Below are 13,330 nucleotides of genomic sequence, written 5' to 3' on the forward strand. Positions count from 1 at the left end.
CCTTTCACCGCCTGACCAGAGTCTGCATCACGTCCAGACCGCCGGAGCGCTTCAGGGCAAAGAGCACCGCCCCGGCAATGATGGCACCGCCCACGGTGGAGATCAGGAAGGGGCCCATATAGGCGTACGCCGCCACACTCTGGCCCAAAATCAGGGTGGCGATGGGCCAGGCGGCCAGGCCGCCCAGAATGCCGGTTCCAAAGACCTCACCCACGCAGGTGGCTCCCAGATTACGGGTGCCCCAATAGGTCAGGCCGCACACCAAAGCCCCCACCATACTGCCAGGAAAGGCGAGCAGAGTGCCCAAGCCCAGCAGGTTGCGCAGGAAACTGGCGGTAAAGGCACACGCCACGCCATACCAGGGGCCCAGAAACACGGCGCACAGGATGTTGACCATGTGCTGCACCGGGGAACACCGGGACCCCAGCACTGGGAAGGAGACCAGGCTGCCCACCACTGCCACAGCGGTGAGCAGGCTGGCGATCGCCAGCTTTTTGACTGCTGTCTGCTGCCTCACGCCTCTCCCCTCCCCTGTTGGAAGCCACCTCCCGCCGGAACGGCATAGTTGTGCCACAGGGGGCCGCTGCCCTGGCCCAGATCCAGCTTGGCCTCCATGGCAGCGGTGATGTAGGCTTTGGCCTTCTGTACCGCATTAGGCAGATCCTCGCCCAGAGCCAGGAAGGAGGCGATGGCGGAGGACAGGGTGCAGCCGGAGCCGTGGTTATTGGGATTGTCCACCCGGGGAGCGCGGAACCAGTGAACCTGACCATTATGCCACAGCAGGTCGTCGGCGCTGTCGTTCAGGTGGCCGCCCTTCACCAGCACCGCACCCTTTATGGTCTTACCGATGGTCTCGGCGGCCCGCAGCATATCCGCCTCGCTCTCAATGGCGAAGCCGCACAGCCGCTGGGCCTCAGGGATATTGGGAGTAATGATGGAAGCCAGAGGGAAAAGTTCCTCCATCAGGGCGGTGAGGGCGCTATCCTGCATGAGGGCGGAGCCGCTGGTGGACACCATCACCGGGTCCACCACGATATTTTCCGCACCATACTGCCGCAGCTTGGCGCCGATGGCCCGGATGATGGGAGCGGAGGACACCATACCGATCTTTACCGCCTGGGGCCGGATATCCTCAAAGATGCAGTCCAGTTGCTCCCCCACAAACTCCGGGGTGGCCTCCAGCACATCCTGGACGCCGGTGGTATTCTGAGCGGTGAGGGCGGTGATGGCACTCATCCCGTACACCCCCAGGCAGGTCATGGTCTTGAGGTCAGCCTGGATACCGGCGCCGCCGCTGGAATCGCTGCCGGCAATGGTCAGCACACATTTCATGATTGTTCCTTCTTTCTCTTAATAGGCAAGGGCGCAAAAAAAGCGGCAGGTCCCAACGGGACCTGCCGCTTTTCTGTACGTGAAATAAACTCCTCCGGACGGAGGAGACTCCGCACGGAAATAGTGCTGCGTCCCTACGTTGGCATTACCCAAATCAGGTCAGGTCGAGGGACTCTCCCCTCCTCTCAGCCTCCTCGCGGAAGCTCCCTTGCACGCAAGATTTTAACTTGTTTCGCCTTTTTTGTCAATCCTCAATGATTGAGCACCCGGACGCGGAACACGCCCTCCAAGGCGCGGATCTCGTCGGCCACCGCCTCGCTGATGCGGCTGCCCAGGTCCACCACGGTGTAAGCGTAGTCCTTCTTGGACTTGTTGGTCATGTTCTCCACATTGACGCCGTCCCGGGACAGCAGGCCGGTGATGTTGGCGATGGCGCCGGGGATATTCCGGTGGATGATGCACAGCCGGGCCACACCGCTCCACTCCTGTACCAGGGTGGGCAGGTTGACAGAGTTCTTGATGTTGCCGTTTTCCAGGTAATCCTTCAACTCCTGGGCAGCCATGACAGCGCAGTTCTCCTCGCTCTCGGGGGTGGAGGCACCCAGGTGGGGGATGGCAATGACGTTTTTGCCCTGAAGGATCTTGTTGTTGGGGAAATCGGTAACATAGGCGGCCACCTTGCCGGACTCCAGCGCCACCAGCATATCATCGTCGTTGACCAGACCGCCCCGGGCCAGGTTGAGGATGCGTACGCCGCCTTTCATCATGTGGAAGGCGTCCTCGTTGATCATGCCGCGGGTCTCAGGGGTCTGAGGCACATGGAGGGTGATGTAATCACAGTTTTTATAGATGGTCTCCAGGTCCAGGGCACGGTGGACCATCCGGGACAGGGACAGGGCCGCGTCCACGGAAAGGAAGGGATCGTAGCCGTAGACAGTCATGCCCAGCTTGGTGGCGATGTTGGCCACCTGCACGCCGATGGCGCCCAGGCCGATCACGCCCAGGGTCTTGCCAGCGATCTCGGGGCCAACAAACTGGCTCTTGCCCTTCTCCACCACCTTCTCCACGTCAGCACCGGCGCCGGCCTGGGCCTTGACCCACTCAGCACCGGCGGTGATCTTCCGGGAGGCCAGCAGCAGGGCACACAGGGCCAGTTCCTTCACCGCATTGGCGTTGGCGCCGGGGGTGTTAAACACCACCACGCCCGCCTCGGAGCAGCGGTCAATGGGGATATTGTTGGTGCCGGCGCCCGCACGGGCAATGGCCCGCAGAGAGTCGGGGAACGGATACTCGTGCATATCGGCGGAGCGGACCAGAATGCCGTCCTCATTCTCCACGTCATCGCTGACGGAGAAGCGGGTCTGATCCAGCACGGACAGGCCGGCGGGGGAAATTTTGTTCAGTGTCTTAATACGAAACATAACAACGATGCCTCCTGTCAATGATTCTGATCGAATGCCTTGATGAAGTCACACAGCTTTTCCACACCCTCAGTAGGCATGGCATTGTAGATGGACGCCCGCATACCGCCCACGGAGCGGTGGCCCTTCAGGTTGGTGAAGCCGGCCTCCACGCTCTCCTTGACAAACTTGGCGTCCAGCTCGTCATTGCCGGTGCGGAACACCACGTTCATGTCGGACCGGGAGCCAGGCTCCACAGCGCAGGTGAACAGCTTGGAGTTATCGATCACATCGTACAGCATCTGGGCCTTGGCGTGCTTAATGGCCTCCATGCCGTGGATGCCGCCCTTGGACTCCAGCCAGTCCAGCACCAGGCCCAGAACGTAGATGCACCAGCAGGGCGGGGTGTTGTACATGGAATCCTTGTCAATCATGGTCTTGTAGTTCATCATCAGGGGGGTGTAGGGCAGTTCGTTGCCGGCCAGCTCCTCCTTGATGATGACCACCGTCAGACCGGCGGGGGCCATATTTTTCTGAGCGCCGGCAAAGATGATGCCGTACTTGCTCACGTCCACCGGGCGGGACAGAATATCAGAGGACATATCGCACACAATAGGTACCCCATTGGTCTCGGGGACGTACTGCCACTCGGTGCCGTAGATGGTATTGTTGGCGCAGTAATAGAAATAGCTGGCCTCGGGGTCCAGCTTCAGCTGGTCCTGGGTGGGGATGTAGGTATGGTTCTTGTCGGCGGAAGAGGCGGCCAGATTGATCTCGCCGTACTTCTTGGCCTCCTTGTAGGCAATGTTGGAGAAGTTACCGGTAACGGCATAGTCGGCCTTGCCGGTCTTGCCGATCAGGTTCAGGGGCGCCATGGAAAACTGGGTGGATGCGCCGCCCTGGAGGAACAAAACCTTATAACCCTCAGGCACGTTCATCAGCTTACGGAACTTGGCCTGGGTATCGTCAAAAATCTTCTGAAACACCTTGGAACGGTGACTCATCTCCATGACTGACATACCGGAACCCTGATAATTGGTGATTTCAGATCCGGCGCGCTCCAGCACTTCCAGCGGCAGCATGGACGGGCCCGCAGAGAAATTGTACACTCGCTCGTTACCCATGATAGATGGCCTCCTTGATTCCAAATTTCAAAATAAACTCCAAGATGGCGGTATTTCTGGAACTGTAGCAGTTGACCGCTTTATCTTGATAAAGTATATTATAGACATCAACCTGCCATCATGTCAATACCGTGGAATCACCAAAACCAAGCAGTTTACCGCAAAAACTTTGTGAAAGATTCAACGAACCCTTTGCACTTCCAGTTGTTTTGTGGTACAATGCCCATGAACTGAGAGTTTAGTTTTCCCACGGAAGGGGAGAAGGCAATGCTGCTTTCCGACATCAAACAGATCCTGAATGCCACGGTACTGTGGGGTGAGGATCGTCTGGACCGGGAGGTCATGTCCGCCTGCGGCAGCGATTTTATGAGCGATGTGCTGGCTTTTGTAAAGAATCAGGCTCTTTTGCTCACGGGCCTGGTCAACCCGCAGGTCATCCGTACGGCAGATATGGTAGAGATGAAATGTATCGTCTTTGTCCGGGGCAAGATACCGGGTAAGGACATTCTCAGTCTGGCCGAGGAACGGGACATCGTGGTCATGACCTGCCCCAAGCGGATGTACGAGGCCTGCGGCCTGCTTTACTACAATGGATTGCGAGGGAATTGCGATGGAAACGATTAGACTGGTGTATCCTGTGGAGGGGGGCGACCTCATCGAGGCCGGCGAAGCCTCCAGCAAAATGAAGCTTACCCTGAAAAAACTGGGCCTGCCCCAGGACGTGATCCGCAGGGCCTCCATTTGTATGTATGAGGGCGAGATCAATATGGTCATCCACGCCGACGGCGGCCAGGCCGAGGTAGAGGTGGAGATGGACCAGATCGTCATCCGCATGATCGATTCCGGTCCCGGCATTCCCGATGTAGAGCAGGCCATGCAGGAGGGTTACTCCACCGCCGGTTCCACCGCCCGGGAGCTGGGCTTCGGCGCCGGTATGGGTCTGCCCAACATGAAGCGCTATTCCGACGAGATGACCATTGACACCGAGGTGGGCAAGGGTACCACCGTCACGGTCAGAATCAAGGTCCCCCAGTGAATCAGGTCTCTGGCGAAGGGAGGTAAGACAGTGCCATGGCCATGAAGCATTCCGTGGTACTGGACAGCCGCCGCTGCCGGGGCTGCACCTCCTGCATCAAAGGCTGCCCCACCGAGGCCATCCGCGTCCGGGGCCGCAAGGCCACCATTTTGCCCGACCGCTGCATTGACTGCGGCGAGTGTATCCGCATCTGTCCTCACAAGGCCATCAAATCGGTGGGCGACAGCCTGGACGTATTGTCCCGGTATGAATACTGTGTTGCCCTGCCGGAGCCTGCGCTCTATGGGCAATTCCACAATCTGGACAACATTGATATTGTGCTCAACGCCCTCTTGCAGATCGGCTTTCACAAGGTCTACGAGGTGGCCAAGGCCGCTGAGATGCTCTCCGATTTTGAGCGCCAGTGTATCTGCCAGGGTCCGGCCTCCGTTACGCCGCTGATCTCCTCCTCCTGCCCTACTGTACTCCGACTCATCCGGATGCGCTTTCCCAAGCTGATGGGCCATGTGGCCTGCACCATCCTGCCCATGGAGCTGGCGGCCATTCTGGCACGACGGGAGGCAGCGGAGGAAACCGGCCTGCCGCCGGAGCGGATCGGTGTCTTTGCCATCGTCCCCTGCTCCTCCAAGGTGACCGCCGCCCGGGAGTCCGAGGGCCTGAGCCAGCCGGTGCTGGACGGCGCCTTTGCCATCCGGGACATCTATCTGCGGCTGCTCAGCCCCATGAAACATCTGGAGAGCGTGGAGCCTATGACTTCCGCCGGCATCATTGGAATGGGCTGGGCTTCCTGCGGTGGAGAGAGCGCCGCCCGGCTGCGGGAGCGCTGTGTGGCGGTGGACGGCATCAACAACGTGATCCGGATGCTGGAGGAGATTGAGGACGGCCGTCTTCCGGAGGCCGATTTCCTGGAGTTGTCCGCCTGCACCCAGGGGTGCGTGGGCGGGTGCTTTACAGTGGAAAATCCCTACGCCTCCAAGATGCGTCTGAAAAGTCTGATGAAAGGTCAGCCTGTATCCCGGAATCGCTTCCGGTTTGAAGGCGCGGAACGGGATATCGTCCGGCGGGACAAGGAATTACAGTACTTACCCACTTTTGTTCTGGATCAGGACCTGGGTGCCGCCCTGAACAAGCAGCTGCGGATCCAGGAGCTGGAGTCCCACCTGCCCGGGCTCCACTGCGGGTCCTGCGGCGCCCCGTCCTGCCACGCCTTTGCCGAGGATGTAATTTTGGGCCGGGCTACAGTGGAGGATTGTATCTTCAAGGTACGGGAGCGGATGCGCTCCATGGCCGGCAAAGAGGAAGCGGACGATTATCTGCCGCCCCCCTTCCGCCGCTGTCAACCGAAACCATCGAACAAGTAGGCCATTGGGCGCGTTGCAGAACTGTTTCTCTGTGACGCGCCCTTTTGTTTCACCAACCAAAGGAGGCATAGGATGATGACAGTACAGGAATTGATCCATTCCATGGAGCTGACGGTATTCCACCTGGCTCAGCCGGAGCGTTCGGTGACCGGCGGCTATGTAGGTGACCTGCTCAGCTGGGTCATGGGCCGTGCCGGTCAGGACTGCGCCTGGCTGACCATCATGTCCAACCAGAACGTGGCCGCTGTGGCTCTGATGGCCGATGTAGCCTGTGTAATTCTCACGGAAGGGGTCCAGCCTGATGCCGATCTGCTCCGCCGTGCCCAGGAAAAAGAGGTAAACCTGCTGGGAGCAGGTCAGGATACCTTTGCCGCCGCCTGCCGCTTGGGGCAGCTGCTGGCCTGATCCCATCATGATTGGAGAGGGGGGGCTCTCTATGCAATTTTATTACGATCTTCATTTACATTCCTGCCTATCACCCCACGGGGCGACAGCCCCGCGGGGGCCCCTTTTTTCACTTCCTCGGGCGGAATAAATCCGCCCTGCGGCAAGGTTTTTACCTGCGGTAAAAACACTTGGACGCGCCTGCGGTGCGGATGGGCGACAGCCCCGCGGGGGCCCCTTTTTTCACTTCCTCGGGCGGAATAAATCCACCCTGCGGCAAGGTTTTTACCTGCGGTAAAAACACTTGGACGCGCCTGCGGCGCGGATGGGCGACAGACCCGTATATCTCTCTATGTCCAAAAGGGGGTATCTCCGTGCAGTTTTATTATGATCTACATTTACACTCCTGTCTGTCGCCCTGCGGCAGCGACGAGATGACCCCCGCCAATCTGGCCGCGATGTGTGCTCTGGCCGGGCTGGAGATCGTAGCCCTCACCGACCACAACAGCTGCGGCAACTGCGCCTCCTTCTGCCGGGCCGCCCAGGCCCACGGCCTCACAGCTTTGGCCGGCATGGAGCTATGTACCCAGGAGGAGATCCATGTGGTCTGCCTCTTCCCTGACCCAGAGCGGGCGGAAGACTTCTCCCGGGAGATTGGCAGGCACCTCCCTCCTATCCGCAATAATCCCGACCGGTTCGGTAAACAGCTGCTCATGGACGACGAGGATGGTATTCTGGGCGAGGAAACCGCCTTTCTGGCCGGCAGCACCGATATTCCCCTCTATGAGGTCCCTCGTCTGGTGTCCCACTGGGGCGGCACCGCCTTTCCTTCCCACATCGACCGCCCCTCCTTCTCCCTGCTGGGGGTATTGGGTCTTTGGGACCCTGACATGGGCTTCTCCGCCGCGGAGTTGTCCCACCGCTGCCCCCCGGAGCTGCCCCAGCGGCCTGATCTGAAGGACCTGCTGCTGCTCACCAATTCCGATGCCCACTATCTGGATCAGGTGTGGGGTGCGGAACATATGCTGGACCTTCCGGAATGTACTCCCCAGGCCGTAATCCAGCGCCTGTCCTGCCGGGTCTAACCCGCTCTGGACAACTTTCTTTACAAGCAAAGTTTGATGTGCTATACTTTCCATAAAGTAACGATTGCCCTGTTGGCCCCATCCGTATTTTCTTCTCATCAGAAAAAGTACCGATGCAACAACAGGGCTGTTTTTTATCCCCCATCTTTTTGTGCAATACTTCAAATTAAACTCAATGGTTTTTCATTTTTAACTATGGAAAGTCTTTACAAATAGCTTTTTTCCGCTATAATAATGCTTTGAAAAGTGAAACTAAACTAATTGTTTCAGAAAGGAAGGACGCACCTATGCCAAACTGCAAGACTGTGGTCCCCTATCGTGGGACACCGGAGCAGGAAGAACGCCTGCGGAAGGTCATCGCCGAGCACAAGGGACAGCCAGGCGCTACTATGCCTGTTCTCCAGGCCGCCCAGGAAATCTTCGGCTATCTGCCTGAAGAAGTTCAGATCATTGTGGCGGAAGGTCTGGAGATTCCTCTGTCCGAAGTGTACGGGGTGGCCTCTTTTTATGCTCAGTTCACCCTGAACCCCAAGGGAAAATATCAAATTTCTGTCTGTCTGGGCACCGCCTGCTATGTTAAGGGTGCCGCCGCTATTTTGAACGCGGTGGAACAGAAACTGGGCATCGTCCCCGGCTCTATCACCGCCGACGGCAAGTTCTCTCTGGACTCCTGCCGCTGCGTAGGCGCCTGTGGTCTGGCTCCCGTGATGATGATCAACAACGACGTGTACGGCCGTCTCACCCCCGACCAGGTGGGTCCCATTCTGGATATGTATAAGTAAGGAAGAAGCGCGGAGGTGTGCGGAGGAGCCGCACAGTGTGTCAGTCTGGCCACGGAGGTAACGAACGTGAAAGAAATTGCGCTGTATATTCTGGATATTGCCCAGAACTCCATTTCCGCCAAGGCCTCTCTGGTAGAGCTCACTGTGTCGGAAACGCCTGAGTCCATCACCTTCACCATCGTGGACAACGGCAAGGGCATGAGTCCGGAACTGCTGGCCCAGATCAGCGATCCCTTCACCACCACTCGTACCACCAGAAAGATGGGATTGGGGATCCCGCTGCTTCGCATGGCTGTGGAGCAAACCGGCGGCAGCCTGACCATTCACAGCACGGAGGGCATGGGGACCACCGTCAACGCTCTTTTCCGCCCCACTCATATCGATTGTCCGCCAGTAGGCGACATGGCCGGTACCATCACCCTCCTGCTCCAGGGCACGCCCCAGCTGGAGCTGCACTACATCCACACCATTAATAACAACTGTTTCCAGCTGACCACAGAAGAACTGCGGGCCCAGCTGGGACCTCATATCTCCCTGGCGGAGCCGGAGGTCATCCTCTGGATCAGGGATTATCTTCAGGAACAAGAAATGCTGTTACGAGAAAATAAGGGGATGAAAGCATGAAAACACTTGCAGAACTGCAGGCCATCCGGGATCGGATGCGCAGCCAGATCGATCTGCGGGACGCCGGGGACGACCGCATCCGCGTTGTGGTTGGTATGGCCACCTGCGGCATCGCCGCCGGCGCCCGCCCTGTTCTCAACGCTTTGCTTGAGGAAGTAAATAAGCGGGACCTGAAGAATGTAACGGTATCCCAGACCGGCTGCATCGGCGTCTGCCGTCTGGAGCCCATCGTGGAGGTCTATGTGCCTGGTCAGGAAAAGGTCACCTATGTGAAGATGACGCCCGACAAGGTAGCCTCCATTGTCAGTGAGCATCTGGTCAACGGCCGGGTGGTGGAAGACTACACCATCGGCGCAGCCGAATAAGGGAGGGTGAAGAGATGAGTTTTATCCGTTCCCACATCCTGGTCTGTACCGGCACCGGCTGCTCCTCCTCCAACAGCCTGAAAATCATAGAGGAGTTTGAAAAGCAGCTTGTGGCGCAGGGCATGGAAAAGGAGGCCAAGGTAGTTCGCACCGGCTGTTTTGGCCTGTGCGCTCTGGGTCCTATCGTCACTATCTATCCCGAGGGTGCCTGCTATACCCACGTTACCGTAGACGACGTGGAGGAGATCGTCTCCGAGCATATCGTCAAGGGCCGTATTGTCAAGCGTCTGCTCAACAAAAACAGCGGTGAAGAGGGTGCTGTCACCTCTCTGACCGAAACCCAGTTCTATAAGCATCAGCAGCGCATCGCGCTGCGCAACTGCGGCGTCATCAATCCTGAAAGTATTGACGAGTACATCGGCGTGGACGGCTATGCCGCCCTGGGTAAGATCCTCACGGAGCAGATCCCGCCTCAGCAGGTCATCGATACCGTGCTGGCCTCCGGCCTCCGTGGCCGGGGTGGTGCCGGCTTCCCCACCGGTCTGAAGTGGCAGTTTACCCACGATGCGGTCAGCCCTGACGGCATCAAGTATGTCTGCTGCAACGCCGACGAGGGCGACCCCGGCGCATTCATGGACCGCTCCGTGCTGGAGGGCGACCCCCACACGATTATTGAAGCCATGACCATCGCCGGCTACGCTGTTGGCGCTCACCAGGGCTACATCTATGTCCGGGCCGAGTACCCCATCGCCGTCAAACGGCTGGAGACCGCCATTGCCCAGGCCAAGGAGTACGGCCTGCTGGGCAAGAACATCTTTGATTCCGGCTTTGACTTTGATCTGGAACTGCGGCTGGGCGCCGGCGCCTTCGTCTGCGGCGAGGAGACTGCCCTCATGCGTTCTATCGAGGGTCACCGTGGCGAACCCAAAACCCGCCCCCCCTTCCCCGCTGTCAAGGGCCTGTTTGACCGGCCCACCCTGCTCAACAACGTGGAGACCTACGCCAACATCACCTGGATCTTCAACCACGGAGCCGAGGCTTTCGCCGCCATCGGCACCGAGAAGAGCAAGGGCACCAAGGTCTTTGCTCTGGGCGGCAAGATCACCAACACCGGTCTGGTGGAGGTCCCCATGGGTACCACCCTTCGTACGGTGGTGGAAGACATCGGCGGCGGCGTCCCCGGCGGCAAGAAATTTAAGGCCGCCCAGACCGGCGGCCCCTCCGGGGGCTGTATCCCCGCTTCTCTCATTGATACCCCCATCGACTACGAGTCCCTGGCCTCCATCGGCTCCATGATGGGCTCCGGCGGCCTCATCGTCATGGATGAAGATAACTGCATGGTGGACATCGCCAAGTTCTATCTGGAGTTCATTGTGGACGAGTCCTGCGGCAAGTGCGCCCCCTGCCGGATCGGCACCAAGCGGTTGCTGGGCCTGCTCACCAAGATCACCGAAGGCAATGGCGAGCCGGAGGATCTGGACACCATCGAGGAGCTGTGCAACCACATCAAGCAGTCCGCCCTGTGCGGTCTGGGTCAGACCGCCCCCAACCCGGTGCTCTCCACGCTAAAGCACTTCCGGGAGGAGTACGAGGCCCACATTTACGAGAAGCGCTGTCCTGCCGGCGTGTGTAAGGCTCTGATCCAGTATGTGGTGGATCCTGCCAAGTGTAAGGGCTGTACCCGCTGTGCCCAGGGCTGTCCCACCGGCGCCATCTCCGGCGCGGTGCGGGCCCCCCATATCATCAACCAGTCCAAGTGCATCAAGTGCGGCGCCTGTATGGATCACTGCCGCTTTGGCGCCATCAGCAAGCAGTAAGGGAGGGAACGGACATGGACGAAAAGATGGTATCTCTGCGCATCAACGATATTCCCGTCACTGTTCCCGCTGGGACCACGGTACTGGAAGCAGCTCGTTCCGCAGGCTTTAATATTCCTTCTCTGTGCTTTCTGAAGGATGTCAACGAGATCGGCGCCTGCCGCATCTGCGTGGTGGAGGTCAAGGGCGCCAAAAGCCTGGTTGCCTCCTGCGTTTACCCCGTAGCCGAAGGTATGGAAGTATACACCAACACGGAACGGGTCCGCAAATCCCGACAACTCACCCTGGAGCTGATCCTGTCCAACCACCGCATGGATTGCCTGACCTGTGCTCGGAACAGCCACTGTGAGCTGCTTCAGCTGGCCAGCGATCTGGGTATCGACGCGGTGCGCTATGCCAGCGACAATATGTATCCTCAGATTGAAGACTCCGCCCCCCACTTGGTACGGGACAACTCCAAGTGCGTTCTCTGTCGCCGCTGTACCGCTGTGTGCCGGGCCACCCAGGAGGTGGGCGTCATCGGTCCCAATGACCGAGGCTTTTCCACCCACATTGGCTGCGCCTTTGATCGGGATCTGAATGAAGTAGACTGTGTTTCCTGCGGTCAGTGCATCGTGGCCTGCCCCACCGGCGCGCTGTCCGAAAAGGATGATACCGGCAAGGTATTGGCCGCCCTGGCCGATCCCTCCAAACACGTGGTGGTGGGTCCCGCCCCCTCCATCCGCATCACCCTGGGTGAGTGCTTCGGCCTGCCCATCGGCACCAACGTGGAGGGCAAAATGGTCACCGCCCTGCGCCGCTTGGGCTTTGACAAGGTGTTCGATGTGGATACCGCTGCCGACTTCACCATTATGGAAGAGGGCACCGAGTTCCTCCACCGGCTGCGGGGCGACGGAGTACTCCCCCTCATCACCTCCTGTTCCCCCGGTTGGATCCGGTATATGGAGCAGCACGCCCCTGAGATGATCCGCAACGTATCCACCTGCCGCTCTCCCCAACAGATGTTCGGCGCACTGGTCAAGACCTACTACGCCGAGCAGGCCGGCATCGATCCCCACGATATCTTCGTGGTATCTGTCATGCCCTGTACCGCCAAAAAGTACGAGGTCCGCCGGGAGGAGCAGCGTCTGCCCAATGGCTGTATGCCGGTGGACGTGTCTCTCACCACCCGTGAGCTGGGCCGCATGATCACCCAGGCCGGAATGCTCTTCGATCACCTGCCTGACAGCGAATTTGATGAGATGCTGGGCATCTCCACTGGTGCCGCCACCATCTTTGGCGCCTCCGGCGGTGTTATGGAAGCAGCGCTCCGCACTGTGGTGGAGGAACTGACCGGCGACGGTATGGCGCCCCTGGAGTACCACGAGGTCCGCGGTATGGAGGGCGTCAAGGAGGCCAGCTATGAGCTTCCCGGCCGCACCGTCCGTGTGTGTGTGGCCTCCGGCCTCCACAACGTGAAGCTGGTGCTGGATGGCATTAAGGACGGCACCCTGCATTACGACTTCGTGGAATTCATGGCCTGTCCCGGCGGCTGCATCAACGGTGGCGGACAGCCCATCCAGCACGCTGACGTACGCAATTTTACCGACGTCAAAGCGCTGCGTGCCGCCGCCCTCTACAGACAGGATCAGGATATGGAGTATCGCCGCAGCCACAAGAATCCGGTAGTCCAGACCGTCTACCACAGCTATCTGGGCGAGCCTGGCAGCCCTCTGGCCCACGCCCTGCTCCACTGCTCCTACATCAAGCAGAAGCGTTATCGAGTATAAAGGGAATACAGACGGAAGGCCCCCGCCAGCGGCGGGGGCCTTCCGTCTTCTAAATAGGAAATGCTGAGACATGGATTTTACACAAAAATATCAACAACAGCAAAAAGCGGACAGCTTACACTGTCCGCTTCCTGTGTTGGCGTTACCTATCTTCCCGGTCCGTCTCCAGACAAGTATTTTCGGCGCAGGTGAGCTTAACTTCCGTGTTCGGGATGGGAACGGGTGGACCCTCACCGCAATCAACACCAACT

The 13,330-nt window shown here is 59.0% G+C and carries 14 protein-coding genes and 1 rRNA gene; 10 read left to right on the forward strand and 5 right to left on the reverse strand.

The genetic code is table 11. The annotated features are described in order from the left end of the window. Nucleotides 1-4: 4 nt before the first annotated feature. The 4 genes from thiW to serC form a co-directional block, all read right to left on the reverse strand. Nucleotides 5-517, reverse strand: coding sequence for an energy coupling factor transporter S component ThiW (gene thiW / locus WHJ28_RS15035; RefSeq protein WP_340042881.1), 513 nt, complete (start codon nt 515-517; stop codon nt 5-7). Then, nucleotides 514-1,332, reverse strand: coding sequence for a bifunctional hydroxymethylpyrimidine kinase/phosphomethylpyrimidine kinase (gene thiD, locus WHJ28_RS15040; protein ID WP_340042882.1), 819 nt, complete (start codon nt 1,330-1,332; stop codon nt 514-516). The genes thiW and thiD overlap by 4 nt, the downstream gene beginning before the upstream one ends. A gap of 251 nt (nt 1,333-1,583) precedes the next feature. Beyond that, nucleotides 1,584-2,753 carry a phosphoglycerate dehydrogenase gene (locus WHJ28_RS15045; RefSeq protein WP_340042883.1) on the reverse strand — a complete coding sequence of 390 codons (1,170 nt, stop codon included), beginning with the start codon at nt 2,751-2,753 and terminating at the stop codon, nt 1,584-1,586. Between the two features lie 17 nt (nt 2,754-2,770). Then, complete coding sequence (serC, locus tag WHJ28_RS15050; RefSeq protein ID WP_340042884.1) at nt 2,771-3,856, reverse strand: 3-phosphoserine/phosphohydroxythreonine transaminase; 1,086 nt, start codon at nt 3,854-3,856, stop codon at nt 2,771-2,773. 267 nt (nt 3,857-4,123) lie between these two features. Between serC and WHJ28_RS15055 the strand changes: the two genes are divergently transcribed. From WHJ28_RS15055 to WHJ28_RS15100, 10 genes are all read left to right on the forward strand, one after another. Continuing rightward, nucleotides 4,124-4,480, forward strand: coding sequence for a DRTGG domain-containing protein (locus tag WHJ28_RS15055; RefSeq protein ID WP_340042885.1), 357 nt, complete (start codon nt 4,124-4,126; stop codon nt 4,478-4,480). Beyond that, nucleotides 4,467-4,892: an ATP-binding protein gene (locus WHJ28_RS15060; RefSeq protein ID WP_340042886.1), complete on the forward strand. Its 426-nt coding sequence runs from the start codon at nt 4,467-4,469 to the stop codon at nt 4,890-4,892. Before WHJ28_RS15055 ends, WHJ28_RS15060 begins: the two co-directional genes overlap by 14 nt. 35 nt (nt 4,893-4,927) lie before the next feature. After that, nucleotides 4,928-6,253, forward strand: coding sequence for a [Fe-Fe] hydrogenase large subunit C-terminal domain-containing protein (locus tag WHJ28_RS15065; RefSeq protein ID WP_340042887.1), 1,326 nt, complete (start codon nt 4,928-4,930; stop codon nt 6,251-6,253). 72 nt (nt 6,254-6,325) lie between these two features. Then, complete coding sequence (locus WHJ28_RS15070) at nt 6,326-6,658, forward strand: DRTGG domain-containing protein (protein ID WP_340042888.1); 333 nt, start codon at nt 6,326-6,328, stop codon at nt 6,656-6,658. A gap of 353 nt (nt 6,659-7,011) precedes the next feature. Then, the gene (locus WHJ28_RS15075) at nt 7,012-7,722 is read left to right on the forward strand and encodes a PHP domain-containing protein (RefSeq protein ID WP_340042889.1); all 711 of its coding nucleotides are present in this window, start codon (nt 7,012-7,014) and stop codon (nt 7,720-7,722) included. Nucleotides 7,723-8,009: 287 nt separating this feature from the next. Next, on the forward strand, nt 8,010-8,504 hold the full coding sequence (nuoE, locus tag WHJ28_RS15080; RefSeq protein WP_087187457.1) for an NADH-quinone oxidoreductase subunit NuoE: 495 nt from the start codon (nt 8,010-8,012) through the stop codon (nt 8,502-8,504). 66 nt (nt 8,505-8,570) lie between these two features. Continuing rightward, nucleotides 8,571-9,128 carry an ATP-binding protein gene (locus WHJ28_RS15085; protein WP_340042890.1) on the forward strand — a complete coding sequence of 186 codons (558 nt, stop codon included), beginning with the start codon at nt 8,571-8,573 and terminating at the stop codon, nt 9,126-9,128. Further along, entirely contained in the window at nt 9,125-9,493 is a 369-nt protein-coding gene (locus tag WHJ28_RS15090) for a (2Fe-2S) ferredoxin domain-containing protein (RefSeq protein ID WP_087266401.1), read from the forward strand. The genes WHJ28_RS15085 and WHJ28_RS15090 overlap by 4 nt, the downstream gene beginning before the upstream one ends. 14 nt (nt 9,494-9,507) lie before the next feature. Continuing rightward, nucleotides 9,508-11,310: an NADH-ubiquinone oxidoreductase-F iron-sulfur binding region domain-containing protein gene (locus WHJ28_RS15095; protein WP_340042891.1), complete on the forward strand. Its 1,803-nt coding sequence runs from the start codon at nt 9,508-9,510 to the stop codon at nt 11,308-11,310. Between the two features lie 14 nt (nt 11,311-11,324). Next, nucleotides 11,325-13,079, forward strand: a complete 1,755-nt coding sequence (locus tag WHJ28_RS15100) for an NADH-dependent [FeFe] hydrogenase, group A6 (RefSeq protein WP_340042892.1) — start codon at nt 11,325-11,327, stop codon at nt 13,077-13,079. Nucleotides 13,080-13,213: 134 nt separating this feature from the next. Here WHJ28_RS15100 and rrf read toward each other — a convergent pair. Then, nucleotides 13,214-13,329, reverse strand: a 5S ribosomal RNA gene (gene rrf / locus WHJ28_RS15105). Nucleotide 13,330 lies beyond the last annotated feature (1 nt).

Origin of the sequence: Flavonifractor porci (assembly GCF_037572415.1) — a bacterium.
Lineage (GTDB): Bacteria > Bacillota > Clostridia > Oscillospirales > Oscillospiraceae > Flavonifractor > Flavonifractor porci.